We start from the raw sequence: 25,510 nt of genomic DNA, 5'->3' as shown, positions 1-25,510 counted from the left end.
ACCGTGGTGGAGGTTGCATCGTGTCGGAATGACACGAGCGCTGGGGGACGCCAGAGCGAAGGTGCTCTGGACGAAGGAACACCGCGGCACCACCGCGGGCCTGCTGCTGATCGTCACGTTGCTGGCCTTCGAGTACCTGGGCGTGGCCACCGCGATGCCCACGATGGTCGCCGACCTCGACGGCGGGGCGCTCTACTCGTGGCCGTTCACGGCGTTTCTCGTCGCGAGTGTCGCCGCGACCGTGCTCTCGGGCAGGGTCTGTGATCGCAGGGGCCCGGCGCCCTCGTTGGTCGCCGGGCCCGTGATCTTCCTGGCCGGGCTGCTGGTGGCCGGGTTCGCCCCGACCATGTGGCTGCTGCTCGTCGGCCGGTTCCTGCAGGGCCTCGGCACGGGCACGCTGATGGTCGCCACGTCGGTGCTCATCGCCGCCGTCTACACCGACCGCGAGCGACCCGTCGTCTACGGCGCCAACGCCGCCGCGTGGGTGCTGCCCGCCGTCGTCGGACCGTTCGTGGCGGGGCTGCTCACCGAGACGATCGGCTGGCGGTGGGTCTTCCTCGGCCTGGTGCCGCTGGTGTTCGTGGCCCAGGCGCTGCTGTTGCCCGTGGTGCGGGGTCTCGGCAAGGCCCCGGTCGCGGCGCCCGTGCGCAGGGCGGGGGTCGGCGCCGCCGTGGCGGCAGCGACCGGCGTCGCCGCGCTCACCTGGGCCGCCCAGCACCCGTCGCCGCTCGCGCTCGCGTACGGGACGGCCGGGCTGGTGGCCGTTGCGCTGGCCCTGCGCAGGCTCCTGCCCCCGGGCACGCTGACCCTGCGACCCGGCCTGCCCGTGGTGATCGCCTCGCGCGGCCTGCTGGCGGGCGGCTTCGCCGGGATGGAGGCATTCCTTCCGCTGACGCTGACGACGGTCCACGGCTACGGTGCCGCGCTGGCGGGGCTGCCGCTCACCGTGGTGGCCCTGGCCTGGTCGGCGGCCTCGGCGCTGCAGGGCCGCTACCCGGACTGGCGGCGCGAGACGCTGCTGCGCGCCGGGTTCGTGCTCGTCGCGGCGGGGCTGGTGCTGTTCGCGGTCGTGGCGCAGCCGTGGTCACCAGGGTGGCTGGCGTTCGCCGCCGCCGCCGTGGCCGGCGGCGGCATGGGCATCGCGCTGCCCTCGATCTCGGTGCTGGTCCTGCGGCGCTCGCCGGTCGCCGAACGCGGCTTCAACACCTCGGCCATGCAGCTCGCCGACTGGGTCTGCTCAGCGCTGGCGATCGGCTTTGGCGGCGTCCTGCTCGCGGCTCTCGCCTCCACCGGCGGCCCCGGCCCCGCCGTGGTGGTGCTGGCGCTGGTCCTTGCCGGCGTGTCCGGTGGCGCGGCCCTGGTCACCGGCGTGCGGCGGCCGTGAGCAGTACCGCAGTGACGTCCGCAGGGGCAGGACTACCCTGGACAGGCGATGACCTACCTCGACCACGCGGCGACCACCCCGATGTTGCCCGACGCCGTCACGGCGATGAGCGAAGCGCTGTCCACCGTGGGCAACGCTTCCTCGCTGCATTCCTCGGGGCGCAGAGCGCGACGCGTGGTGGAGGAGGCCCGGGAGGTCGTCGCCGAGGCGCTGGGCGCCCGGCCGTCCGAGGTGATCTTCACCGCCGGGGGCACCGAGAGCGACAACCTCGCGGTCAAGGGCATCTACTGGTCCCGCACCAAGGCCGACCCGGCCCGTCGCCGTGTGCTGGCCGGCGCTGTCGAGCACCACGCCGTACTCGACGCCGTCAGCTGGCTCGAGAGCCACGCCGGCGCCGAGGTCACGTGGCTCGAGGTGGACTCCACCGGCCGCGTCCTGCCCGAGACGCTGCGGGCCGCGATCGAAGCCGACCCCGGTGACGTCGCACTGGCCACCGTGATGTGGGCCAACAACGAGGTCGGCACGATCAACCCGCTGCCAGAGCTCGCCGCGATCTGCGCGGAGTACGACATCCCGCTGCACACCGACGCCGTGCAGGCCGTCGGCTCGCTCGACATCGACTTCGCGGCGAGCGGTGCCAACGCGCTGACCCTCACCGGGCACAAGCTCGGCGGACCGTACGGTGTCGGCGCGCTGCTGCTCGACCGCGACACCCCGTGCGTGCCGCTGCTGCACGGCGGGGGCCAGGAGCGCGAGGTCCGCTCCGGCACCCTCGACGTGCCCGCGATCCACGCGTTCGCCACGGCCGTGCGCACCGCCGTGCACAACCGGCAGGCGACCTACGACGACCTGGCCAAGCTGCGCGACGACCTCGTCGCCGCGGTGCTGCACGAGGTGCCCGACGCGATCCTCAACGGCGTGCCCGCCAGCGAGGCCTCGGGGCGCCTGCCCGGTATCGCCCACTTCACGTTCCCCGGGTGCGCGGGCGACAGCCTGCTCATGCTGCTCGACGCCAAGGGCATCGAGTGCTCCACGGGGTCCGCGTGCACAGCGGGTGTCGCCGAGCCGAGCCACGTGCTGCTGGCGATGGGCGCCGACGCGGCGTCGGCGCGTGGTTCGCTGCGGTTCTCCCTCGGGCACAGCTCCACCCGCGACGACGTCGACGCGCTCGCCCGCGAGCTGCGGGCGGTCGTCGACAGGGCCAGGCAGGCGGGACTGGCCGGACTGCGCAAGCACAAGCAGGAGGTGTGACGGGTGCGAGTACTGGCCGCGATGAGCGGGGGCGTCGACTCGGCGGTGGCCGCCGCCCGGGCCGTTGCCGAGGGGCACGACGTGGTCGGCGTGCACCTCGCGCTGTCGGCCAAGCCCGGCACGCTGCGAACCGGGTCGCGCGGCTGCTGCACCGTCGAGGACGCCCACGACGCGCGCCGCGCCGCCGACATCCTCGGCATCCCGTTCTACGTCTGGGACTTCGCCGAGCGCTTCACCGAGGAGGTCGTGGAGACCTTCGTCGGTGAGTACGCCGCCGGTCGCACGCCCAACCCGTGCGTCACCTGCAACGAGAAAATCAAGTTCGAGGCGCTGCTCGAGAAGGCGATGGCACTCGGCTTCGACGCGGTCTGCACGGGGCACTACGCGCGGCTGTCCGTTGTGGACGGGGTACCGGAGCTGCGGCGCAGCGCCGACGAGGACAAGGACCAGTCGTACGTGCTCGCGTCACTGACGCCGGAGCAGCTGCGGCACGCGATGTTCCCGCTCGGCGGCTCCCGCAAGCCCGACGTGCGCGTCGAGGCGGCCGAGCGCGGGCTGGCCGTGGCCAAGAAGCCCGACAGCCACGACATCTGCTTCATCCCCGACGGCGACACCAAGAAGTTCCTCGAGTCGCGGCTCGGCGAGCGTCCCGGAGACCTCGTGGACGCCGAGACCGGCGCCGTGCTGGGCAAGCACACCGGTGTGCACGGGTTCACGATCGGCCAGCGCAAGGGACTCGGCATCGACGCGCCCGCCGCCGACGGCAAGCCCCGCTACGTGCTCTCGCTGGAGCCCGTGTCCGGCACCGTCAAGGTCGGCTCGTCGCGCGACCTCGGCGTCGGCCGCATCGAGGCCGACCGGCCGATCTGGCCGAGCGAACGCCCGCTCGACGGCCCCACCGAGTGCGTGGTGCAGGTGCGGGCGCACGGCGGCACCGCGCCCGCCGTCGCCGAGGTCCTCGACGACGACGTCAGCATCCGGCTGCGCGAGCCGTTGCGGGGTGTGGCGCCGGGACAGGTCGTGGTGCTGTACCGGCCCGACACCGCTGGCGACCTGGTACTCGGGAGTGCGAAGATCGCCTCGACGGCGTGAGCCGCTCCACGCCGCGGGAGGTATCTCGATGACGAGCACGGTCCGCTCCAGCACGGTCTCCGACGTCCTGCGCCGCAGCGCCACGCGCGTGCCCGCGAGGGTCGCGCTGCGCTTCGCCGATCGCGAGTGGACCTACGCCGGGCTCGACGCCGCGGTGAGCAGGGCTGCCGCGCACCTGCTGGCCCTCGGCCTCGAGAAGGGCGACCGCGTCGCGGCGTACGGCAAGAACTCCGACGCCTACCTGATCGGTTTCCTCGCGTGCGCCAGGGCAGGGCTCGTGCACGTGCCCGTGAACTTCAACCTCGCAGGGCCCGAGCTGGCCTACCTGCTGGAGCAGTCCGGCAGCAGCCTGGTGCTCGCCGATCCGTTGCTGCGCGAGGATCTGGACGATCTCGAGGCGCCGCCGCAGCGCGTGCTGCCGCTGCGCGACGAGGACGGCTCACTGCTGGCCGCGGCGAGCGAGGGCGAGGTGCCCGTGCTCGACGTGGAGGTGGCCGACGACGACCTGGTGCAGCTGCTCTATACCTCCGGCACCACGTCGCGGCCCAAGGGCGCGATGATGACTCACCGCGCGCTGCTGCACGAGTACCTGTCGTGCGTGGTGAACCTCGACCTCACCGAGAACGACCAGCCGCTGCACGTGATGCCGCTGTACCACTCGGCGCAGCTGCACGTGTTCCTGTTGCCGTGGCTGATGGTCGGCGCCACCAACACGCTGCTGGAGGTGCCCGACCCCTCCGACATCATGTTCAGGATCTCCCACGACGGGCACCGTGCGTTCTTCGCGGCTCCGACGCTGTGGGTGGCGATCGTGAACAACCCGGAGTTCGGGCTGCGCGACCTCTCGTCGCTGCGCAAGGCCTACTACGGCGCCTCGATCATGCCGGGGCCGGTGCTGGACCGGCTGCGCGAGGAGATGCCGGAACTGGGCTTCTACAACTGTTTCGGCCAGTCCGAGATCGGCCCGCTGGCCACCGTGCTGCGGCCGGAGGAGCACGCGGAGCGGCCGGACTCGGCGGGCCGTGCGGCGCTGTTCGTCGAGCTGCGCGTGGTGGACTCGGAGGACAACGACGTCGCGGCGGGGGAGCTGGGCGAGGTCGTGTACCGCTCGCCGCAGCTGTGCCTCGGTTACTGGGACAAGCCCGACGAGACCGACGAGGCGTTCTCCGGCGGCTGGTTCCACTCCGGCGACCTGGTGCGGATCGACGAGCAGGGCTACGTCTTCGTCGTCGACCGCATCAAGGACGTGATCAACACCGGCGGCGTGATGGTGGCCTCCCGCGAGGTGGAGGACGCGCTCTACACACACTCCGCCGTCGGTGAGGTCGCGGTGGTGGGCCTGCCTGACGAGAAGTGGATCGAGGCCATCACCGCCGTGGTCGTGCGCAGGGAGGACGTCACCGCCGACGAGTTGCTCTCCCACGTGAAGGGCGAGCTGTCGGGCTTCAAGGTCCCCAAGACCGTGCACTTCGTCGACGACCTGCCGCGCAACGCCTCCGGCAAGATCCTGAAGCGAGAACTCCGCGACCGCTTCACGAACTAACCCCCAACCACCCGCTCGCGCCCGCCCCCGAGCCGACTGCGGTGAAGGGCACCTTTACTGCATTGAACGCAGTAAAGGTGCCCTTCACCGCATGTGGGGCCGCCGCTACGGCAGGGTGTAGATCCGGGGTTCTTCTGCGGTCGTCGCGGTGAGCTTTCCCTGGTGTGCCAACAGGTCCAGATGTGCACCGGTCTCGAGGACCGCGAGCATCCGGTTGAAGACGTCCAGGTCGGTCAGCGCCCGCGCGCGCCGGGTCCAGGTGAGCCGCAACGCCGACTCGTACGCCGTGCGCGCTCCGTTCGCGACGGTCTCGCCGATAGCGGTGAGCCGCGCGTCGTGGTGGTCGAGCAACTCGTCCACGCGTGCGTGCACACTCGGCGACACCGGGCCGTGCGCGGGCAGCATCCGCAGGTCCGGCATCTCGCGCACCAGGCGCAGCGAGTCGAGGTAGTCGCGCAGCGGCAGCTCGGCGGGCGCGGGCTGGAAGCCGATGGACGGCGTGATGTGCGGCAGCACGTGGTCGCCCGAGAACATCAGGCCCGCCGCCCGGTCGGTGTACACCACGTGCCCCGTGGTGTGGCCGGGCGTGTGCACGACGTCGAGCTCCCGTCCAGGCAGGACGACGCGCGTGTCCGACGTCAGCCACTCGTCGGGCTCCTCCCAGAGCGCCGCCTCGGTGTTGCGCCCCCGCTCGGCGAACAGCGCCTCGATCTCGTCGGCGAGCGGGGCCGCGCCGGCCCGCCGCAAGAGCCGCACCTGGGCCAGCATCGGATGGGTGTCCGGGCGGGCCGTGATCGTCAGCGACGGTTCTTCGAGCAGCCCCAGCGCGATCCTGCCGCCGAACTTGCGGCGCACCGCGACCGCGAGCGTGTAGTGGTCGCGGTGGACGTGCGTCACCAGGAACCGGTCGATGTCGGCCAGCCCGGCGCCCAGCGCCCCGAGCGCCGCCTCCAGTTGCTCCTGCGCCTCGTCCAGCGCCCAGCCGGAGTCGACGAGCGCGAGCGAGTCACCGTGGACGAGCGCGTAGACGTTGACGGCCCGCAGCGCGTCGTTGGGCAGGGGCAGCGGGATCCGGTAGACGCCGGGCGCGACCGCGTAGACACCCGGTTCGCTCCAGTGCCTGCTGTTGTCGTCCTCGAGCGGTTCCACGTGCGACCTCGCTGTCCTGTGGGAGAGTGCCGAAACCGGCAGTCTTTCCGATCAGAACAGCTCGGCGCGCACGGGAGCCAGTTCCCTGAGACCGACGTCACCGAGCGCTTGCTCAGTCGCTGCCGCTCTCGGAGATGAGCCGCTCCAGCTCCCGCCGGAGCAGGCCCAGCCGGGCGTCGGCGAGCAGTGGGATCTCCCGCCGCCTCCGGCGCACCGCACTCGGGTCGATGTCCACGACCAGCAGCGACTCGTCCCAGTTCGGCGCGGTCGCCACCGCCGACCCCCACGGGTCGAGCACGCGCGATCCGCCCCAGAACCGCACCCCGGCCTCGTCGCCGACCCGGTTCACGAACACCACCCAGCACTGCTGCATGCGGGCCGTGAACGTGAGCAGGTCGTGCCAGTACTCGGCGGGGTCGAACGAGCCGCCCGTGAGCTTCGCGGCGCTGTTGGTCGGCACGATCAGCAGCTCGGCGCCGTCCTGCGCGGCGAGCCACGGCAGCATCGGCTGCCAGGCGTCGTTGCAGATCAGCGTCGCGAACCGGCCGTGGGCGGTCTCGAACGCCCGCATGTGCTGGCCGGGGCTGGCGTGTTTGCGTTCCTCCCAGATCAGGTAGTTCGGCAGGTACAGCTTGCGGTGGTTGTGCAGGATCTGGCCGTCCGACAGGTACAGCGCGGTGTTGTGCCTGCGGATCCGGCCGTCCTCCAGCAGGCCGATGACCACGTCCGGCCCGTGCCGCGACAGGTCGGCGAGACGCGCGTCGTCCGGCCACAGCGAGATGTCGTCGGCCAGCTGGCCGAGTGCGTAGCCCGTGAGGCTCAGCTCGGGGAAGACCACCAAGTCGGCGTTCTGCGCTGCCGCGTCCTTGATGATCCGTTCGGTATCGGCGAGATTCCCGTCAACGTCGCCGAGCCGGCAGTCGGTCTGTGCGAGTGCCACTCTCATGCGTCTCACCTCCTTTGTTCGCAGGGGTTTCGATAGAGAGAAGGTACCTGGAGAACAATGTCGGGTGTGACCGAGCAAGTATGGCCCCACGGGGTGGGCACGGGCATCGGTTCGATGCCCGGTTCCGACCCGGCCGAGGCCGCCACGATCATCCTCGGCGAGCTGCCCGAGTTCCCTCACCTACCCGAGCTGCCCGGCCGTGGGCTGGGCGCCGACGTCGTCGGCCGCTCCGCCGCGCTGCTGGTGGATCTGGCCGTCGAGGTGGTGCCCAGCGGCTATCGCGTGACCGCGCGGCAAGGGGCCCACCACCGGCGCGCGCGGGACCTCCTGCGCTGGGACGTCGACGCCTTCGCCGATGCCGCCGACCAGGCAGGCGCCCGGCCGTCGGTGGTCAAGACCCAGGTCGCCGGGCCGTGGACCCTGGCCGCGGGCATCGAACTGGCCAGGGGGCACCGCGTGCTCACCGACCACGGCGCCACTCGCGACTTCGCCGAGTCGCTGCTCGAGGGCCTCGCCGGGCACGTGTCCGAGCTGTCGCAGCGCACCGGGGCCGGCGTGGTCGTGCAGCTCGACGAGCCGTCGCTGCCGACCGTGCTCGCCGGCGCGATTCCCACCCCATCGGGCTACGGCACGGTGCCCGCCGTGGCCGCGCCCGAAGCGCGCGAGCTGCTCGCGACCGTCGTGGCGGGGGCCGAGAAGCTCACCGGCAATCCCGTGGTGGTGCACTGCTGCGCGCCGCGTCCGCCCGTGGCGTTGCTGCGGTCGACGGGGGCCGGGGCGCTCGCGCTCGACGGGACCCTGTTCGACGGAGCCCCCGGCTCGCTGCTCGACGAGCTCGGCGAGGCGTGGGACGCGGGCACGGAGCTGGTGCTCGGCCTCGTCCCTGCCGAGGCGCCTCCGGCGCCGCCGAGCCTGCTCGACGTCGCGGGTCCCGCACTGCGCCTGGTCGATCGGCTCGGCTTCAACCGCTCGATCCTCGCCGAGCGCGCCGTGCCGACGCCCACGTGCGGCCTGGCCGGCGCCACGGGGGAGTGGGTGCGCCGCGCGCTGTCGCTCACGCGCGATCTCGGCAAAGCGTTCCTCGAGCCCCCGCAGGGCTGGTAGGACTGCTGACGTGAAGTGGTTCCGGCGCAAGGGCGCAGACGCGGCCGATCCTCCAGACCCGCGCACGCCGTGGCCCGACGAGCCCGTGCCCGAGGACCCGGCGGCCGCGGCCGCGGAGTTCTGGCGGAAGTGGGACGAGCTGCTGCCCGAGGTCAGCTCCGCGCTCGGCGAGAACGAACCGCACCGCGTCGAGACGATGCTGCTCGACGCCGTCGCCCGCGTGCATCCCGGGCTGCAGTTCTCGCTCGAACGGGGCCATCGCTCCATCTACGCGCTCGTGCTCAGCGGGCAGGAGGACCCGGCGCTGCGGCCCTACACCGACGCGTGGAAGGCCGCGGCCCCGCCCGACGACGCGCTGTGGGAGTACCACGACTCGGTGCCGCCCGTGCCCGATCCCGAGAAGGTGACGGTGAACCTCGGTGAGCACCGCATCGCGCTGGCCGACGTCAGGGTGGTGGCCCAGGTCGACGAGGCCGAGCACGTCGTGGACATCGCCGTGCACCACCCCGCCATGGCGGAGCTGGCCGAGCCCGCGCGCAAGGCGATGACCTTCCTGCCACTCGACGCGACGCTGGGCGAGCGGCTGGCCGCCGAGCGGCTACGCAGGGTGGAGACGGCGATCACGAAGCCCGAAGGCACCATCGGTCTGGTGGAACTGCGCGAGCTCGTTCGTGGCCTCGACGACATTGTCGGTGGCAGCGCATAGGCTTTGGGGCTGTGAGCAGTGAGGACCTTGCAGCGGGACAGGTAGCGGACGCCGGGACGGTCGTGGCGGAGGACATCTCCGACGTGCCGGCCGGGCGGCGGGAGCGGCACACGGCGCTCGCCGAGGAGGTTCGCGGCCACCAGTTCCGGTACTACGTGCTGGATTCGCCGACGATCACCGACGGTGAGTTCGACGGCCTGCTGCGCGAGCTGGAGCAGCTGGAGGCCGAGTATCCCGGCCTGGCGACGCCAGACTCGCCGACGCAGAAGGTCGGCGGCGGGTTCTCCACCGAGTTCACCGCGCACGACCACCTCGAGCGCATGCTCAGCCTCGACAACGCGTTCGACCTCGAGGAGCTGCGCGCGTGGGTCGAGCGCGTGGAGCGCGAGGTGGGCGGCACCACGCGGTACCTGTGCGAGCTGAAGATCGACGGGCTGGCCGTGAACCTGCTGTACGAGAAGGGCAGGCTCACGCGCGCGCTCACCCGCGGCGACGGGCGCACGGGCGAGGACGTCACGCTCAACGTCCGCACGCTGCAGGACATCCCCGACCGGCTCACCGGGACCGACGAGTTCCCCGTGCCCGACCTGGTGGAGGTGCGGGGCGAGGTCTACTACCGCGTCGAGGAGTTCGCCGAGCTCAACGCCAGGCTCGTGGAGGCGGGCAAGTCCCCGTTCGCGAACCCGCGCAACGCGGCGGCGGGTTCGCTGCGGCAGAAGGACCCGAAGGTCACGCGTTCCCGGCCGCTGCGGCTGATCTGCCACGGACTCGGCAGGCGCGACGGTTTCGACCCGCAGCGCCAGTCCGAGTCCTACGACGCGCTGTCCGCGTGGGGCCTGCCGGTGTCGCGCTACAGCAAGGTGATCGAGTCGGCCGACGGGCTCGTCGGGCACATCGAGTACTGGGGCGAGCACCGGCACGACGCCGAGTACGAGATCGACGGCGTGGTGGCCAAGGTCGACCAGGTGTCGTTGCAGCGCAGGCTCGGTGCCACGTCGCGCGCCCCGCGCTGGGCCATCGCGTTCAAGTACCCGCCGGAGGAGGCCACCACGACGTTGCTCGACATTCGCGTCAACGTGGGCCGCACGGGCAGGGTCACGCCGTACGCGGTGATGGAGCCGGTCAAGGTCGCGGGCTCCACAGTGGCAATGGCGACGCTGCACAACGCCGAGGAGGTGCAGCGCAAGGGCGTGCTCATCGGCGACCGCGTGGTGATCCGCAAGGCGGGCGACGTGATCCCCGAGGTTCTCGGCCCCGTCGTCGACGTGCGCACGGGCTCCGAGCGCGAGTTCGTGATGCCCGCGCACTGTCCCGAGTGCGGCACGCGACTGGCTCACCAGAAGGAGGGCGACGTCGACATCCGTTGCCCCAATTCGCGCTCGTGCCCAGCGCAACTGCGCGAGCGGCTGTTCCACCTGGCCGGGCGCGGCGCCTTCGACATCGAGGTGCTGGGCTGGGAGGCGGCGGGCGCGTTGCTGCAGGCGGGCGTGGTGGCCGACGAGGGCGACGTGTTCGAGCTCGACGAGGAGAAGCTGCTGCGGGTCGAGCTGTTCGTCACCAAGGCGGGCGAGCTCTCCGCCAACGGGGCGCGGCTGCTCGCCAATCTCGACTCGGCCAAGGATCGTCCACTGTGGAAGGTGATCGTCGGCCTGTCGATCCGGCACGTCGGCCCCACGGCGGCGCAGGCACTCGCCAGGGAGTTCGGCTCCATCGAGCGCGTCGACGAGGCGGGCGAGGAGGAGCTGGCCGACGTCGACGGCGTCGGGCCCACCATCGCAGCGGCCGTCCGCGAGTGGTTCGCCGTGGACTGGCACCGCGAGATCGTCGACAAGTGGCGCCGCGCCGGTGTGCGGATGGAGGAGGAACGCGACACCTCGATCCCGCGCCACCTCGAAGGGCTCTCGATCGTCGTCACCGGTTCGCTGGAGACGTTCTCCCGCGACGAGGCCAAGGAACAGATCATGGCCAGGGGCGGCAAGGCCGTGGGCTCGGTGTCGAAGAAGACCGCGTTCGTGGTGGTCGGCGAGGCGCCGGGCTCGAAGTACGACAAGGCCGTGCAGCTCAAGGTGCCGGTGCTGAACGAGAACGGTTTCCGCGTGTTGCTGGAGCAGGGCCCCGACGCGGCCCGCGAGGTCGCCGAGGTGGCGGGAGACGCGGAGTGACTGTGCCGAGTGACTACACCGTGCGCCGCGCGCGGCCCCAGGAGTTCGCCGAACTGGGGGAGCTGACGCTCGCCGCGTACCGGGCCGACGGCTTGCTCGGCCACAGTTCGGGCGACTCCTACGCCGAGGAGCTGCGCGCCGCCGCGCACCGCGCCGAACACGCCGAGCTGCTGGCCGCGGTCGACCCGTCGGGCGCGCTGCTCGGCACGGTCACCGTGGCCGCTCCCGGCTCGGAGTACGCGGAGATCTCGCGCGAGGGCGAGGTGGAGTTCCGGATGCTCGCGGTGGCCGCCCACGCCCGTGGCCGTGGGATCGGCGAGGCGCTCACCAGGGCGGTGCTCGACCGTGCCCGCGAGCTCGACGCGTCGCGCGTGGTGCTGTGCAGCCTCGACACGATGCGGACCGCGCACCGGCTCTACGAGCGGCTGGGTTTTCGCAGGCTGCCCGAACGCGACTGGGAACCCGCGCCGGGCGTCGCCCTGATCGCCTACGAGCTGCCTGCCTGAGCGGGGCTCAGCTGTCAAGCACCACCGCGACGATGCCCGCGAGGTGCGCGAGCCGGGCGACCTCGGCGGCGCGGAACATCGGGCCGCCGGGGCGGCCGACCAGCAGCGCACGGTCCGGCTTGCCCAGCGGCGTCGCCGCCAGCTCGGTGCCGAGTTCCTGCCAGGTGGCAGGCACCCACGACTCCTCGCCGTCGAGCACGGTCGCGCGCTCGAGCGGCAGCCACGGCATGTCCTTGATGGCGGTCTCGGGGGCGGCGCTGGACGACGCGAGCGGCTCCACGCCGTCGTCGCTGTGCTGCACGACCACGGACCAGCCTGCCCTGATGATCTTCGGCACGCCCTCGGCGAGCAGTGCGAGCCCGGTGGCGGGCTTGGCGGCGATCTCCTCGACGAGCTCCAGCTCGCGGTGGGTGTCGAGCACGCCCGCGTAGGGGCGCACGGCGTCGACCTCGACGCCCTCCACGCTCTCCGCCGCGGTGATCAGCGCGTCCGGCAGTCTGCCCGAGGGCAGCTCCACGACCAGGTCGTCGATGGCGAGCCCGTTGCCGCGCTCGACCACGTCGACGCTGAGGATGTCGGCTCCGGCGAGGCCCAGCGCCGTCGCCACGGCGCCGAGCGTGCCCGGGCTGTCAGGTAGCTGAACCCTGATCAGGAACGACACCGTGAGCCCCTTTCGGTCCTCGTCCGGCACAGCGCCACCCACGGCCGGGGCAGCCTCGTCACCTCGTTCAAGCAGCTCACCGCAGCTTTCAGACCTGTCGTCTCTCGGGCACTCCCTCCTTGCCGTGGAGCGCGTATGCCGGCCGATGATTGTGACAGAACGCGGACGGCGAGCCCAGCCACCGCCGGCCTGGCCCGTCGTGCGCGGGGCCCCGGGACAGGCCGAGAACCCGGTCGAGCCCGTCGGGCCGCACGCCATAGACTGCCCTGGGGAAACACCCGTAGCCAGACCATCCCGCTCGCGAACTTGAGAACCCCCTTCCGGAGTCACCCGCGTGTCGAATATCTCCCGTGACGAGGTCGCGCACCTCGCGAAATTGGCCAGGCTGGCCGTCACCGAGAAGGAGCTGGACGTCTTCGCAGGCCAGCTCGACCAGATCCTGGACTCGGTGGCCAAGGTCGGCGAGGTGGCCGCGGACGACATCCCGCCCACCTCGCACGCCGTGCCGCTGACCAACGTGTTCCGCGCCGACGAGGTCCGGCCGAGCCTGAGCCAGGAGGAGTCGCTGGCAGGCGCTCCCGCGGCCGAAGAAGGCCGGTTCCGTGTCCCGCGCATCCTGGGGGAGGAACAGTGACCGACCTGACCAGGCTCACCGCGGGTGAGCTGGCCGCCAAGATCCACGGCCGTGAGATCACCTCCGTCGAGGCGACCCAGGCCCACCTGGGCCGGATCGCCGAGGTCGACGGCGACGTCAACGCGTTCCTGCACGTCGACACCGAGGGCGCGCTGGCCGCTGCCCGCAAGGTCGACGCGGACCTCGCCGAGGGCCGCGAGCCCGCCTCGCCCATCGCGGGCGTGCCGCTCGCGCTCAAGGACGTGCTGGCCACCAAGGGTGTGCCGACCACGTGCGGGTCGAAGACGCTGGAGAACTGGATCCCGCCCTACGACGCCACCGTGACGCGCAAACTGCGCGAGGCGGGCGTGGTGATCCTCGGCAAGACCAACATGGACGAGTTCGCGATGGGCTCCTCCACCGAGAACTCCGCGTTCGGCCCCACCCGCAACCCGTGGGACCGCGATCGGATCCCGGGCGGCTCCGGCGGCGGCTCGTCGGCCTCGCTGGCCGCGTTCGAGGCTCCGCTGGCCATCGGCACCGACACCGGTGGCTCGATCCGCCAGCCCGCCTCCGTCACCGGCACGGTCGGCGTCAAGCCCACCTACGGCGGCGTCTCCCGCTACGGCCTCGTGGCGTTCTCGTCGTCGCTGGACCAGGCCGGTCCGTGCGGGCGCACCGTGCTCGACGCCGCGTTGCTGCACGAGGTCATCGCCGGGCACGACCCGATGGACTCCACGTCGATCGACGCTCCCGTCCCGCCCGTGCTGCTGGCCGCGCAGGCCGGCTACAGGGCCGACCTCAAGGGCCTGAAGGTCGGCGTGGTCACCGAGTTCACCGGCGAGGGCTACCAGCCGGGCGTGCAGCGGTCCTTCGAGGCCGCGGTGGCGCAGCTCAAGGACCTCGGCGCCGAGGTGGTCGAGGTGTCCTGCCCGAGCTTCACCTACGCGCTGTCGGCCTACTACCTGATCGCGCCGAGCGAGTGCTCGTCGAACCTCGCCCGGTTCGACGCGATGCGCTACGGCCTGCGCGTGAGCGACGACGGCTCGCACAGCGCGGAAGAGGTCATGTCGCTGACCCGCGAGGCCGGGTTCGGCGCCGAGGTCAAGCGCCGCGTCATGCTCGGCACCTACGCGCTCTCGTCGGGCTACTACGACGCCTACTACGGCTCGGCCCAGAAGGTGCGCACGCTGATCACGCGCGACTTCACCGCCGCGTTCGAGCAGGTCGACGTGCTGGTGTCGCCGACGACGCCCACCACGGCGTTCAAGATCGGCGAGCGCGCGGACGACCCGCTGGCGATGTATCTCGCCGACCTGTGCACCATCCCGTCGAACCTGGCGGGCAACGCGGCCATGAGCGTCCCCAGTGGACTGTCCGACGAGGACGGCCTGCCGGTGGGCCTGCAGATCATGGCCCCCGCGCTGGCCGACGACCGCCTCTACCGCGTCGGTGCGGCCTACGAGGTCGCTCGCGGACCGCTGCTGGACCGGATTCCTGACCTGAAGGGGGTCTCGGCGTGACCACCGTCGCCGACCTGATGGACTACGCCGAGGTCCTCGAGCGATTCGACCCGGTGCTGGGGCTCGAGGTGCACGTCGAGCTGTCCACCAACACCAAGATGTTCTGCGGCTGCGCCAACCTCTTCGGCGGCGAGCCCAACACCCACGTCTGCCCGACCTGCCTCGGCCTGCCCGGCTCGCTGCCGGTGGTCAACGGCAAGGCGGTGGAGTCGGCCATCCGCATCGGGCTCGCGCTCAACTGCGAGATCGCCGAGTGGTGCCGCTTCGCGCGGAAGAACTACTTCTACCCCGACATGCCGAAGAACTTCCAGACCTCGCAGTACGACGAGCCGATCGCCTTCGACGGCTACCTCGACGTCGTGCTCGACGACGGCGAGGTCGTGCGCGTCGACATCGAGCGCGCGCACATGGAGGAGGACACGGGCAAGTCGCTGCACGTCGGCGGCGCGACCGGGCGCATCCACGGCGCCGAGCACTCGCTGCTCGACTACAACCGCGCCGGGGTGCCGCTGATCGAGATCGTCACCAAGCCGGTGGTCGGCATGGGGGAGCGGGCACCCGAGGTCGCCCGCGCCTACGTGGCCGCGCTGCGCGACCTGCTGCGGGCCATGGACGTCTCCGACGTCCGCATGGACCAGGGCTCGCTGCGCTGCGACGCGAACGTGTCGCTCATGCCGAAGGGCGCGAGCGAGTTCGGCACGCGCACCGAGACCAAGAACGTCAACTCGCTGCGCAGCGTCGAGCGGGCCGTTCGCTACGAGATGAGCAGGCAGGCCGCGCTGCTCACCGCGGGCGGCACGGTGAAGCAGGAGACCCGGCACTTCCAGGAAGCCGACGGCAGCACCGCGGCCGGCCGCACCAAGGAGACCGCCGAGGACTACCGGTACTTCCCGGAGCCCGACCTGGTGCCGATCGCCCCGACCCGCGAGTGGGTCGAGCAGCTGCGTGCGACGCTGCCCGAGCTGCCGTGGGAGCGCCGCAAGCGCATCCAGCAGGAGTGGAACCTCACCGACGAGGAGTTGCGCGACCTGGTCAACACCGGCGCCGCCGACCTCGTGGCCGCCACGGTCGACGCGGGCGCCGAGCCCGGCGAGGCCCGCAGCTGGTGGGTCCAGTACCTGACCCAGCAGGCCAACACCCGCGAGGTGGAGCTGTCGGACCTGCCGATCACGCCCGCCCAGGTGGCGCGGGTGATCGAGCTGGTGAAGTCGGGTGAGCTCACCAACAAGCTCGCGCGCGAGGTCGTGCAGGGCGTGCTGGCGGGCGAGGGCGAGCCCGACGAGGTCGTGGAGAAGCGCGGCCTCAAGGTCGTCTCCGACGACTCGGCGCTCATCACAGCCGTCGACGAGGCGCTCGCCGCCCAGCCGGACATCGCGGACAAGATCCGCGGCGGCAAGGTCCAGGCGGCCGGTGCGATCGTCGGGGCCGTCATGAAGGCCACCAAGGGCGCCGCGGATGCCAAGCGCGTGCGTGAGCTGATCCTCGAGCGCGTGGGCGCCTGATCGCAGTGAGTCGCGTCTCGTGGCGCGAGTGGCTCGGCCTCGGAGCCGGGCTGCTCGCGCTCGTCACGTTGTTCCTGCCGTGGACCGTGCTCAGCGCGGACAACCAGGAGATCCAGGCGGCGCTCGCGTCGCTGCCGGGTGGCGACGTGTCGCGCTCGGCGTGGAACTCGACGTTCTTCGCCTGGTTCCCACCGCTGCTCGTGCTGTTCGCCGGGCTGCTCGTCGTCGCGTTCGGCCGCGTGCCGTCGGCGAGGACGAGCGGACTTCCGCACCTGTGGCTGATCACGGCCGCGGTGGCGCTGGTGGCGTTCGTGCTGGGCTGGGTGCTCATCGACTGGCAGTTCGGCGGTGAGGAGCGCGCGCTGCTCACCGAGAGCGGGGTGTCGATCGCGGCCGGGATCGGGCGCTGGCTCGCCGGTGTCGCGGTGCTGGCCACGCTGGTGGCCGCGGTGCTGGACCTGCGCGCCGCCCGCGCCGAGTTCCGGGCGCCGCGCACCCGTTCGCGCCGCTAGGGCGCGGCTGACGATTCCGCTACCGGCTGCGCCCTGCTCGCTCGGCAGGAATCCCTAGTCGCGGCCCGAGCCCGAGGCGGGCTGGCGGACCACCAGCACCACGCGGTCGTCGCTGGAGACCGGGTCGCCGCCGTCCTTGTTGATGGTGCCCGCCACCGCGACGTCGGGCGTCACGGGATCGAGCGCGCCGAGCTTGCCGTAGCTCGGGCCGTTGTCGCCGTCCATCGTGATCTGCGGCTCGCCGCCGACCGAGCCGTCCTCGGTGAGCGGGAGGTTCTGCACGTTGCCGCTGCCCGATGTGGCGACGGCGAGCACGTCGGTCCAGTCCGCGCAGCCCGTGACCCCGGGCTGGTCCGGCCACGTCCACGCCGGCGCGCTGAGGTCGCTGCCGGGCTGGATCCGGTACAGCGAGTCCTTGTCAGGGCCCTGGTCGGTGACCCACATGCGCGAGCCGTCGGTGGTTTTGCACAGACCGCCGGGGTTGTGCAGACCGCCCGCCAGCACGGGCGAGTCGGGCTTGGGGTTGTCCTCGGCGGGCTGGCCGCCCGGGGTGATGCGCAGGACCTTGCCCGCCAGCGAGGCCGGGTCGTCCGCCGCGCGCACGTTGCCCGCATTGCCGGTGGCGACCAGCAGCGAGCCGTTGCCGTCGGCCAGCAGCGAGCCCCGGTTGCCGTTCGGGCCCTTGGGGATGCCGGTGAGCACCGGTTTGGCCGGCTGGCCCTGCGCGAAGCGCACGACGCGGTTGTCGGTGGGGGTGGTGACGTAGGCGAAGACGAGCCCGTCCTCGGCGTAGGTGGGCGAGAGCGCGAGCCCGGTCAGTCCGCCGTCGCCGTCGGCGGCCACGTCGAGGCTGGCGAACTCGGTCTTCTCCGTGTCGGCGCCCACCAGGAAGACCTTGCCGCTGCGGCGCTCACCGGCGAGGGCGCCGATGCTCGAGCCGTCGGTGGGTAGCGCCGCGATCGCGGACACCGTGTCCAGACAGGTCGCGATCACGGCCTTGTCGAAGTCCTTGCACCCGTCGGGCGGCGGGATCGGTGTGTCGGACGTCGGCGGCTCGCTCGGCGCCGACTGCGACTCGGCCTCCGGCAGTTCGGGCTGGGGACCGGCCTCGGGAGTCAGCTCGGGTGCGGGCTGCCAGTCCTGTCCGGCGGCGCTGTCGTCGAACTGGGCGCAGCCGGACAGCAGGACGACGCCGCCGGCCAGAATCGCCAGCGGCCACGACTTCCTCCGCGGCCCCATCAGCACAATCTCCGAGCCTAGGCGGCGCACCGTGAACCACGAGTAAGCGGGTCCGGGCTGATGCGCCACGATGGTCTGCGTGACGATCACAGTGCTGGTTCCCGACGACGACGGCATGGACGCGCTGGCTGAGGTCGCCGGCGTGCGGCCGATCCGCTACGACGCCGACGGCCCGCTGCCGCCTGGCGCAGAGGAGGCCGAGGTGCTCATCCCCGGTCCCGGCGCGGCGCAGCGGGCCCGGACGCTGCTGGCAGGCCTGCCGAGGCTGCGGCTGATCCAGCTGCTCACGGCCGGTGCCGAGAGCTGGGTGGACGTGCTGCCCGACGGCGTGCTGCTCTCGACGTGCCGGGGCGCCCACAGCGGCGCCACCGCCGAATGGGCCGTGGCCGCGCTGCTGTCGATGTATCGCGAGCTGGACGCGTACGCGAGCGCCAAGGCCCAGCGCACGTGGTCGCCCGCCTACAGCGACAGCCTCCAGGGCAAGCGCGTGCTCGTGGTGGGCGCGGGTGACGTGGGCAACGCGCTGCGCCGCAGGCTCGAGCCGTTCGACGCGCGCGTGGTGATGGTGGGCCTCTCGGCCCGCGAGGGCGTGCACGGGGTGGACGAACTGCCGGACCTGCTCGGCGACGCCGACGTGGTGGTGCTGCTGGTGCCACTGACGTCCAGGACCCGAGGCATGGTGGACGCCGGGTTCCTCGCCGCGATGCCCGACGGTGCGGTGCTGGTCAACGCCGCGCGCGGCCAGGTGGTCGACACCGACGCGCTACTGGCGGAACTCGGCAAGAAGCGACTGCGCGCGGCCCTCGACGTGACCGAGCCCGAACCGCTGCCTTCGGACCATCCGTTGTGGACGGCGCCGGGTGTGCTGATCACGCCGCACGTGGCGGGTTCGGTGAGCGGGGCGCGGCGCCGGTCGTACGCGGTGGCGGTGGCCGAACTCGAGCGCTACGTGCAGGGGGAACTGCCGGACAACCTGGTCCACGGCGAGTACTGAGCGCTGGCCGAAGGACCTCAGCCGCGCCGCTCGAACCGCTGCGGGAGCACTCCTTCCGTCCACAGCTGATCGAGGTGGTCGAGCAACCCGGGCAGATCGGTCTCCCGAAGCCGGCGCAGTCGAGCGAGTTCGTCTGCCGGATCGTCGAAGCGGTATGTGCCTGCGAGGGAGGGCCCGGTCGAGGAGGTGTAGCGACGACACCGGTGACACCAGGTGTAGGCCATGTTGACCGAGCGCCGGGAGCCCTGGTGCTCGTGGAGGTAACGCCGCACGGCGGTATGCCCACAGGTCGGACAGCGCCGCTCTCGGTTGTGGGTCAGTGGCGAAGCCTCCGCCGCGAGCTCAGCCAGCTCCGCCGGGGTGTAGATGCTCCACGGCTGGGTCATCGAAGTGGTTTCTCTCCGCCAGCTGTTCCGTACTCCGACAACAGTGCGTTCGCCTCGGCACGGACCCGTGGATCTGGGTCGTTCGCGCCGATGTCGTGCAGAACGGGCCCAGCCTGAGCGGCGTCGTCCTCGAGCAGAGCGAGCAATGTGATCGCGTCGATGCGGATGCGCGGATCAGGATCCGAGAGCAGTCCGTACACGGTCCACCGGCCCTGCCGCATCGCGTCCTGGCAGCGCAGGTGCACCTCGGCGTCTCCGCGATCGACCTCGGACTGAGCCGTCTCACCGCCCGCGAGCTCGACCAACAGCTCCACGACCCGGTAGCGCGCCGGCCCTGACAGCGTTCCGGCGAGCAGCGCGAAGAGCACCGGAACCGTCGGCGGCGCCGACTCGTGCAGCATGCCCTGCACGACGACCACGTTGTCGACGCGCCAGTACCACTCCTTGGCGTCCTCTTCGGACTCCGCCGAGGCGAGGCCGCGCAGCGCGCGCGGCAGGCCCACCGCGGTTCCGGGTCCGGCCCGCAGCGCCGCCCACTCGACCCGGCTCACGAGCGCCGCGGCCAGCGGGTTCATCGTCAGTCGCGCTTCATGATCGAGCCGCCGAAGTAGTCGTCGTCCTCGGGGTCGCCACCGGGCCGCGACGGGCGCGGCTCGCGCGGGGGAGCGTCGGTGGCGATCGGCGGTCCGCCCGGCTCGATGATGTCGTCGAGTTCGTGGCCCTCCTGGATCATCGAGTACGCCTGGCGCATGCCCTCGACGCCGTTCTCGAGCGCGCTGCGCACCTGCGGGTCGTCCATGAACCGCCCGGCCGCGATGTCGTTCCACGACAGGTCACCGCGGTCGACACGCTCCTGCAGCTCGCGCAGCTCCCTCGGGGCGTCCTTGCTGCGGGCGTGCGCCTCGATCTGCTCGACGTCCTGCTGCGACAGTCCGGTCTGGGGCAGTTGCCGCTCCATCTGCTTGGCGTCGGCGATGGTCTGGTCGAGGCCGACCTCGGCCTCCTCCAGCTTGGCCATGGCCTCGCGGATCTGCGGCGTCTGCCACCAGTCGGGGTTGGTCATCCGATCTCCAGTACTTCTGTCACGACGCCGTGCGCGACGGGCTTCGGTCCCTCCAGAACGACGAACTCCGCTCCATGACGAAGGAACGAGGTAGCGAGTTCGGGCGCGATGAATCCGACTCGCATCGACTCCGTGATCTGGGGCGCGGATCCCGTCCGTTCGAGCAGAATGCTCATCGTCCTCGGGTCAGTAGCCGGCCAGCCCGGCTCGCTCTCGATCGGGTCGCCCGTCGTGAACGCCGTCGTCGCCGCGTACACCGGACCAGTGGGCGGGCCGGATCGGCGCCCGCCCTTCTCGGCCGGCAACCAGGTGACCGTGGCGACGGCGGCTGGATTCTCGATATGTTCGATCATCGGCGATCCTGGTTTCCCTCCCAGATCCGAACACCGTCGCCCTGGCGGTTGATCTCCTCGACTTGGTCAGCGTCTGCGTAGACCGCAGGACCGATGCCGTCAAGGTTACCCCCGGGATGGTGGTGGAGCTGGTCGGCGAGGGAGTTGGGGATGTTCGTCTCCATCGTCACTCCGTCGCCCCCGTTGAGGACCGAGCCCCAGCGGTCCGCATGCTCGCCGTTCAATGCGAACCACTTACCCTCCGAACTGCCACCGCCCGACGAGAACTCGCCGGTCTCGGCGATCGAGTCGAACTCGCGACCGTCGACGTTGCGGTACAGAGTTGTCTCGTCACCGTCCTCGCAGCTCATGAGCCCGAGGGGATCGAGCCATCTCAGCGGGTTCGGGACGTACGTGTAGTGGTTCGACGACGGCGCGAGCCCCAGGGGGTCGGCGGTGACGTAACGCCCGTTTTCCGGGTCGTAGTAACGGAAGTAGTTGTAGTTGAGCCCGGTTTCCGCATCGTGGTACTGGCCAGGGAATCTCCACGGGGTGTGCGCGCCGCCCGATCGGTCGAGAACGGAGCGACCCCACAACGTCGATCGGTTGCGCCAGGCGATGGAGCCGGAGTCGTCCACCAGTTCGGTGGGAGTACCGACCGCATCTGTGACGATGGAGTAGAACTCTTTGTCGAACCAGTCCTGGTCGGCGACGAGCTTGTGCGACTGGGTCAACGGCCGGAAGCTGCGTGGGTGCCAGTTCCATGTGGTGGCCGTGTTGTCGTTGCGCACCTCTTCGGCCAGCTTCAGGCCGTCCCACGTGAAATCCGTGCGTTCGAGCACCACGGTGCCGTCGGGAACAACGTGTTCCTTCGCGATTCGGCGGCCAAGGGCGTCGTAGCGGTACCTCCACCGGGAGCCGTCCGGCGTCGTGACCTCGGTGAGGCGATCATCCGCGTTCCAGGCGTAGCGCCAGCTCTCTGGCTTCGCTGAGAGCCGCTTCCGGACCATCCGGATCATGCGGCCCTGTGCGTCGAAGTAGTAGCGCACAGCGCCGGCTCCGACCAGACGCGACCCCTCGTACTCCCTGGGCCCTTGGGTCTCCCGGTCCTGCTCCGGCCAACTGCCGGCGCTGATATTGCCGGCCTCGTCGTACGCGTAGTTCTCCGTCCAGGAAGGCCCGTTCAGCCGGGTGACTCGGCCCGCGTGATCCAGATCGAACTGCAGCTTGCCCGCGAGTTGATCATCAACTTCGCCGATGGAACCGTCGGTCCGGTAACGGTATCGCCGGTGTTGGATGACCTGTCGCTGCCTGCCGTTGCCCGGTACTCCGCCGAAGCTCGAGACAGAGACGGTCTGTCCGCTGATTCGTCCGTTGCGGTCCCGTTCCAGGGCTATGGTCGTGCCGTTGTCCAGCGAGTGCTCGATTTCCTTGCCGGTGGGATCGAACCCAAAGGTCAGAGTCCGTCCTGCAGTGCGCAGCTGACGCGGACGGTTGCGGCCGTCGTATGCCCACAAGCTCTCGGTGCCCGTCGGAGTACGACGTGAGACCCGCCTGCCGAGCAGGTCGTACTCCGACGAGACTGTCCGCCCGTTGACCGTCTCCGCGGTGACTCGGCCCAGCACGTCGCGTTCGTAGGTGACCCTTGCGTCCGAATTGACAGCCAGCAGCATGCGGCCCATCGGATCGAACTCGAACGTCGCAGCCTGATCGCCGGACCGCCGCTCAACGACGTGACCAAGCTGGTCGCGACGAAACTCGGTGACCTCACCGGCGCCATTGCTGCGCCCGATCAGCTGGCCTGCCGCGTCGTAGGAGTAACGAATCTCGCGGCCGTCGAAGTCAACCTCGCCCACGACATTGCCCGCCGCGTCTCGTTCGTAGCGCCAGGTCTGTCCTCGGGAGTTCGTCACGGAGATGAGCCGGAGCTGGGGATCGTAGGCGTAGGAGAGCGTGCTGCCGTCCGGATGAGTCTGCGAGGCCGGTAGGTCGAACTGGGTGTACGACATCCGCGAGGTCCGGCCCGACGGGTCTACATGCAGTACCTGGTTGCCCTCGCCGTCGTATGCCCATCTCTCCGTGGCGCCGTCGGGAAGAGTTCTCCAGGACCGCTGCCCGGTGATGGTCCAGCCGAACCTCGTCACCGCGCCGACCGCATCGGTGACCGTCGCGATGCGGCCGAACTGATCGCGTTGCAGGCGCCGTGCCGCGCCGGAGGCGTCGGTGATGGTCACGGGCAGTCCTGCCGAATCGACCGTGATCCGCGTGACCGCGCCGAGCTCGTTGGTCACCGAGATGACGTTGCCGCGATCGTCATGGGAGTACCGCGACGAGGCGCCCGCAGGATTCGTCATCGACGTCCGGTTGCCTCGTTCGTCGAACTCCTGCGACCACACCGCACCGTCGGGATCGGTGACCTCGACGGGTTGCCCCATTTCGTTGTATTCCGCGACCGCCTGGCGACCGTCGGCACGCGTGATCGTGGTGATGTTTCCGTCGGCGTCATAGGTGTACGCCGTGGTGCGGCCGAGCGGATCGGTGCGCGAGACCAGCCGGTTGCCGGTGTCCCATTCGGACGTCGTCGTGTTGCCCAGCGGATCGGTGTCGGCGGTGACGTTCCCGCGGGCGTCGAGCTGGTACGTCGTGGTGTTGCCGAGCGCGTCGGTGAAGCGAGTGGTGCGCGGTTCGGTCTGGTAGGTGAACGTGCCGTTGAGGAAACCGCCGGAGCCCTGGTTGGCGATGCAGCGGCCGTCGCCGTCGTAGAAGTAGCGGTACCACTGGTCGTTGCGGTCGGTCCACTGCGTGAGCCTGCCGTCGGTGTCGTACTCGAACCGCAGCGCGCGATTCGACGAGTTGAGCACCTCGGCCAGCAGGCCGCTCTCGTTGTGATAGCCGTAGCGCACCAACGTGATCGCGGGCCCGGACTGGTTGCGCAGGCGCAGCCCGCGGATCACGCCGCGGTCGGTGTCGACGTCGACGTGGTAGCCGCCGTGGTGGCGCACCGCGGTCGGCACGCCGGTGGGATCGCGGTCGATGTCGATGCGGTTGCCGTTGCGGTCGCTGATCGCCGTCAGCGGCCGGACGGTGTGCGGCCCCGCGGCGAACCGCAGGATCCGGCCCGTCTCGCGCTGGGTGAGCGTCCACTCCGTCTCGGAACGGGCCAGCTCCCAGCGGGGGCCGGTGACCGGCAGCACCGGCTGGTTCGCCGTCGGCTCCGGGTAGACCAGGATCACGCCGTCGTCGCCGACGAACACCACGCCGTCCTTGTCGATCTCCAGGCGCTGGTCCAACGTGGACGCCCAGTTCCTGCCGAAGAACCGTCCCGCCCGGTACGACGAGATGTGCGTGCGCTTGAGCACCAGCGGCAGCACCCCCGGCAGCTCGACATCGGTCTGCCCCAGCACCACCTCACCGCTGGCCACGTCGACCGGATCGTTCTCGCACACCCGGTTCTGCTCCGGGGTGCGAGTGCTGTCCGGATCGTCCGGCCGGGCCGTGGACTGCCCGTCGGGATTCGCCGGATTGCCGCGCCCGTTGTCGCCCGCGGTGTTGCCCGCCGTGCCGCCGTCCGAGGTCGAGCTGTTGCTCGTGTTGTCCGTTCGGGCACTGGAGCGTTCGTCGGCAAGGCCCCTCGCGTTGTCCGCCGCGCTCGACGCCGACGTGGCCGCGTTCGAGGCCGCGCTGGAGGCCTGCGTCGCGCCCTCGCGCACCGAGGTGGCGCCCTCACGGACATCGGCGATGCCCTGGCCCGCCTCGTTGGCCACGTTCAGCAGGTCGTTCACACTGTTCGCGCTGCCTAGCTTCGACAGCGCCGTGCCAACGCCGATGATTCCCTGGATCACCTGCTGGGCACCCTCGATGATCTGCTGGATGCCGTCGATCAGGCTCATGATCGCGTTGTAGATCTGGATGCCGTCGTAGACCAGCTTCACCGCGCGGCCCCAGCCCACCACCGGGATCGGCAGCATCGCCGCCGCCTCGATGAGCTTGTTGACCAGTTTCTCGATCAGATCCAGGATCTGGTCGCACGCGCGCTTCGAGCCGTCCGCGACCTTCGACAGCGCGATACCGATCAGCTTCGCCGCCTGCGCGTCCGCCTCGATCCCCAGCGTCCACGTGGTGCCGATGAGGTCGTAGAACGTGTCCGCCGCGTCACCGGACCAGCTCGGCCGCAGCTCCTCGAGCCCGCCGTTGAGGTTGTTGCGCACCGCCTGCAACGCGTCGCGCACGTTGTTCCACTGCGCCGCGCCCCGCGCGATCTGCTCGAAGTCGCCGGTGATCGGCGTGATGATCGACGAGACCAGATCCTCGCCGACCACCTTCTCCCACACCCAGTTGACCGCCTGCACCTGGAAACCGGCGTCGGAGATCGCTTCCTCGATGCTCGCGCCACCCTCGAGGCCGGGGTCCTGCGCCAACAGCGCCCCCGGGTCCTCCACATCCGCATAGCCGGGCATCACGCGCCCCCGACCTGCGGCTGCGACACCCCGTCGAGGTTGCCGCCGAGGCGATCCATCTGCGAGCGGCTGTCGGCGTCGCGCGCCTCGTACTGATCGGCGGCGGTGTCGAGGTTCTCGCGGACCTCGGTCATCTTCCCGTTCGCGAACTGCAACGTTTCCCCGTACAGGCTCACGACACCGTTGACGACCGGGACGAGCAACGCCAGCAGGCCCGTGTATCCACTGGTGTCACCGCCCTTGTCCCGCGCGTGCTGCTCGATCGCGGTGAAATGCTGCGCCTGCCGGTCCAACAGACCCGCATACCCCCGCAACTCAGCTGCCTCCACCTGGTGCCCGCCACCGGACATGCGCCAACCCCCAGTCAACTGCGACCCTCGAACCC

General features: G+C 70.9%; 22 protein-coding genes. 13 read left to right on the top strand and 9 right to left on the bottom strand.

Going from position 1 to position 25,510, the window contains the following annotated elements; genetic code table 11:
• Positions 1-28 precede the first annotated feature (28 nt).
• From JHE00_RS21475 to JHE00_RS21460, 4 genes are read left to right on the top strand one after another with little or no spacing between them, the layout of a single operon-like run.
• Positions 29-1,384, top strand: a complete 1,356-nt coding sequence (locus tag JHE00_RS21475) for an MFS transporter (protein ID WP_200320903.1) — start codon at positions 29-31, stop codon at positions 1,382-1,384.
• 48 nt (positions 1,385-1,432) lie between these two features.
• Positions 1,433-2,635, top strand: a complete 1,203-nt coding sequence (locus tag JHE00_RS21470) for a cysteine desulfurase family protein (protein ID WP_200320901.1) — start codon at positions 1,433-1,435, stop codon at positions 2,633-2,635.
• A 3-nt stretch (positions 2,636-2,638) separates the two neighbouring features.
• Positions 2,639-3,727: a tRNA 2-thiouridine(34) synthase MnmA gene (gene mnmA, locus JHE00_RS21465; RefSeq protein ID WP_200320899.1), complete on the top strand. Its 1,089-nt coding sequence runs from the start codon at positions 2,639-2,641 to the stop codon at positions 3,725-3,727.
• A gap of 28 nt (positions 3,728-3,755) precedes the next feature.
• A complete protein-coding gene (locus JHE00_RS21460; RefSeq protein WP_200320897.1) occupies positions 3,756-5,270 on the top strand; it encodes a fatty acyl-CoA synthetase in 1,515 nt (504 codons plus the stop codon).
• A 105-nt stretch (positions 5,271-5,375) separates the two neighbouring features.
• On the opposite strand, the gene JHE00_RS21455 is transcribed toward JHE00_RS21460, so the two are convergent.
• The gene (locus JHE00_RS21455; protein ID WP_200320895.1) at positions 5,376-6,419 is read right to left on the bottom strand and encodes an MBL fold metallo-hydrolase; all 1,044 of its coding nucleotides are present in this window, start codon (positions 6,417-6,419) and stop codon (positions 5,376-5,378) included.
• Between the two features lie 112 nt (positions 6,420-6,531).
• A complete protein-coding gene (locus JHE00_RS21450) occupies positions 6,532-7,365 on the bottom strand; it encodes a nitrilase-related carbon-nitrogen hydrolase (RefSeq protein WP_200320893.1) in 834 nt (277 codons plus the stop codon).
• A 57-nt stretch (positions 7,366-7,422) separates the two neighbouring features.
• Between JHE00_RS21450 and JHE00_RS21445 the strand changes: the two genes are divergently transcribed.
• Genes JHE00_RS21445 through JHE00_RS21430 form a run of 4 tightly spaced genes read left to right on the top strand, consistent with a single transcriptional unit; the run spans position 7,423 to position 11,843 of the window.
• A complete protein-coding gene (locus tag JHE00_RS21445) occupies positions 7,423-8,469 on the top strand; it encodes a uroporphyrinogen decarboxylase/cobalamine-independent methonine synthase family protein (RefSeq protein ID WP_200320891.1) in 1,047 nt (348 codons plus the stop codon).
• Between the two features lie 10 nt (positions 8,470-8,479).
• Positions 8,480-9,175, top strand: coding sequence for a hypothetical protein (locus tag JHE00_RS21440; RefSeq protein ID WP_200320889.1), 696 nt, complete (start codon positions 8,480-8,482; stop codon positions 9,173-9,175).
• 11 nt (positions 9,176-9,186) lie between these two features.
• Complete coding sequence (gene ligA / locus JHE00_RS21435; RefSeq protein WP_200320887.1) at positions 9,187-11,337, top strand: NAD-dependent DNA ligase LigA; 2,151 nt, start codon at positions 9,187-9,189, stop codon at positions 11,335-11,337.
• The gene (locus JHE00_RS21430) at positions 11,334-11,843 is read left to right on the top strand and encodes a GNAT family N-acetyltransferase (protein WP_307832046.1); all 510 of its coding nucleotides are present in this window, start codon (positions 11,334-11,336) and stop codon (positions 11,841-11,843) included. Before ligA ends, JHE00_RS21430 begins: the two co-directional genes overlap by 4 nt.
• A 7-nt stretch (positions 11,844-11,850) precedes the next feature.
• Here JHE00_RS21430 and JHE00_RS21425 read toward each other — a convergent pair whose 3' ends face one another.
• Positions 11,851-12,504 (bottom strand): ACT domain-containing protein, encoded by a 654-nt coding sequence (locus JHE00_RS21425; RefSeq protein WP_200321273.1) that lies wholly within the window; start codon positions 12,502-12,504, stop codon positions 11,851-11,853.
• Positions 12,505-12,838: 334 nt separating this feature from the next.
• On the opposite strand from JHE00_RS21425, the gene gatC reads away from it, so the two are divergent.
• From gatC to JHE00_RS21405, 4 genes are read left to right on the top strand one after another with little or no spacing between them, the layout of a single operon-like run.
• Positions 12,839-13,138, top strand: a complete 300-nt coding sequence (gene gatC / locus JHE00_RS21420) for an Asp-tRNA(Asn)/Glu-tRNA(Gln) amidotransferase subunit GatC (protein ID WP_200320885.1) — start codon at positions 12,839-12,841, stop codon at positions 13,136-13,138.
• Positions 13,135-14,640 (top strand): Asp-tRNA(Asn)/Glu-tRNA(Gln) amidotransferase subunit GatA, encoded by a 1,506-nt coding sequence (gene gatA, locus JHE00_RS21415; RefSeq protein ID WP_200320883.1) that lies wholly within the window; start codon positions 13,135-13,137, stop codon positions 14,638-14,640. Before gatC ends, gatA begins: the two co-directional genes overlap by 4 nt.
• On the top strand, positions 14,637-16,142 hold the full coding sequence (gatB, locus tag JHE00_RS21410) for an Asp-tRNA(Asn)/Glu-tRNA(Gln) amidotransferase subunit GatB (RefSeq protein WP_200320881.1): 1,506 nt from the start codon (positions 14,637-14,639) through the stop codon (positions 16,140-16,142). Before gatA ends, gatB begins: the two co-directional genes overlap by 4 nt.
• 5 nt (positions 16,143-16,147) lie before the next feature.
• The gene (locus tag JHE00_RS21405) at positions 16,148-16,654 is read left to right on the top strand and encodes a hypothetical protein (RefSeq protein WP_307832045.1); all 507 of its coding nucleotides are present in this window, start codon (positions 16,148-16,150) and stop codon (positions 16,652-16,654) included.
• 54 nt (positions 16,655-16,708) lie between these two features.
• Here JHE00_RS21405 and JHE00_RS21400 read toward each other — a convergent pair whose 3' ends face one another.
• On the bottom strand, positions 16,709-17,893 hold the full coding sequence (locus tag JHE00_RS21400) for a PQQ-dependent sugar dehydrogenase (RefSeq protein ID WP_200320879.1): 1,185 nt from the start codon (positions 17,891-17,893) through the stop codon (positions 16,709-16,711).
• 79 nt (positions 17,894-17,972) lie between these two features.
• Here JHE00_RS21400 and JHE00_RS21395 point away from each other — a divergent pair, with 79 nt between their 5' ends.
• Complete coding sequence (locus tag JHE00_RS21395; RefSeq protein WP_200320877.1) at positions 17,973-18,887, top strand: 2-hydroxyacid dehydrogenase; 915 nt, start codon at positions 17,973-17,975, stop codon at positions 18,885-18,887.
• Positions 18,888-19,269: 382 nt separating this feature from the next.
• Here the strand turns inward: JHE00_RS21395 and JHE00_RS21390 are convergent, their stop codons facing one another.
• The 5 genes from JHE00_RS21390 to JHE00_RS21370 are packed head-to-tail and all read right to left on the bottom strand — an operon-like array spanning position 19,270 to position 25,475.
• Positions 19,270-19,848 (bottom strand): hypothetical protein, encoded by a 579-nt coding sequence (locus tag JHE00_RS21390; protein ID WP_200320875.1) that lies wholly within the window; start codon positions 19,846-19,848, stop codon positions 19,270-19,272.
• A 2-nt stretch (positions 19,849-19,850) separates the two neighbouring features.
• Positions 19,851-20,336 carry a hypothetical protein gene (locus JHE00_RS21385; RefSeq protein WP_200320873.1) on the bottom strand — a complete coding sequence of 162 codons (486 nt, stop codon included), beginning with the start codon at positions 20,334-20,336 and terminating at the stop codon, positions 19,851-19,853.
• Positions 20,333-20,689, bottom strand: a complete 357-nt coding sequence (locus JHE00_RS21380) for a hypothetical protein (RefSeq protein WP_200320871.1) — start codon at positions 20,687-20,689, stop codon at positions 20,333-20,335. Before JHE00_RS21380 ends, JHE00_RS21385 begins: the two co-directional genes overlap by 4 nt.
• The gene (locus tag JHE00_RS21375) at positions 20,686-25,125 is read right to left on the bottom strand and encodes a DUF6531 domain-containing protein (protein WP_200320869.1); all 4,440 of its coding nucleotides are present in this window, start codon (positions 25,123-25,125) and stop codon (positions 20,686-20,688) included. Before JHE00_RS21375 ends, JHE00_RS21380 begins: the two co-directional genes overlap by 4 nt.
• A complete protein-coding gene (locus JHE00_RS21370; protein WP_200320867.1) occupies positions 25,125-25,475 on the bottom strand; it encodes a type VII secretion target in 351 nt (116 codons plus the stop codon). Before JHE00_RS21370 ends, JHE00_RS21375 begins: the two co-directional genes overlap by 1 nt.
• Between the last annotated feature and the right edge of the window lie 35 nt (positions 25,476-25,510).

Source organism: Prauserella cavernicola (assembly GCF_016595675.1).
Lineage (GTDB): Bacteria > Actinomycetota > Actinomycetes > Mycobacteriales > Pseudonocardiaceae > Prauserella_A > Prauserella_A cavernicola.
Note: the sequence above shows the minus strand (reverse complement) of the source record. Positions and strands in the feature narration are given on the sequence as shown.

Bases quoted from the DNA above. Each gene is read 5' to 3' on its own strand.
- JHE00_RS21475 (WP_200320903.1), top strand. From the start codon at position 29: ATGACACGAGCGCTGGGGGACGCCAGAGCGAAGGTGCTCTGGACGAAG.
- JHE00_RS21470 (WP_200320901.1), top strand. From the start codon at position 1,433: ATGACCTACCTCGACCACGCGGCGACCACCCCGATGTTGCCCGACGCC.
- JHE00_RS21460 (WP_200320897.1), top strand. From the start codon at position 3,756: ATGACGAGCACGGTCCGCTCCAGCACGGTCTCCGACGTCCTGCGCCGC.
- JHE00_RS21450 (WP_200320893.1), bottom strand. From the start codon at position 7,365: ATGAGAGTGGCACTCGCACAGACCGACTGCCGGCTCGGCGACGTTGAC.
- JHE00_RS21445 (WP_200320891.1), top strand. From the start codon at position 7,423: ATGTCGGGTGTGACCGAGCAAGTATGGCCCCACGGGGTGGGCACGGGC.
- JHE00_RS21400 (WP_200320879.1), bottom strand. From the start codon at position 17,893: ATGGGGCCGCGGAGGAAGTCGTGGCCGCTGGCGATTCTGGCCGGCGGC.
- JHE00_RS21390 (WP_200320875.1), bottom strand. From the start codon at position 19,848: ATGAACCCGCTGGCCGCGGCGCTCGTGAGCCGGGTCGAGTGGGCGGCG.
- JHE00_RS21385 (WP_200320873.1), bottom strand. From the start codon at position 20,336: ATGACCAACCCCGACTGGTGGCAGACGCCGCAGATCCGCGAGGCCATG.
- JHE00_RS21380 (WP_200320871.1), bottom strand. From the start codon at position 20,689: ATGATCGAACATATCGAGAATCCAGCCGCCGTCGCCACGGTCACCTGG.
- JHE00_RS21375 (WP_200320869.1), bottom strand. From the start codon at position 25,125: ATGCCCGGCTATGCGGATGTGGAGGACCCGGGGGCGCTGTTGGCGCAG.
- JHE00_RS21370 (WP_200320867.1), bottom strand. From the start codon at position 25,475: ATGTCCGGTGGCGGGCACCAGGTGGAGGCAGCTGAGTTGCGGGGGTAT.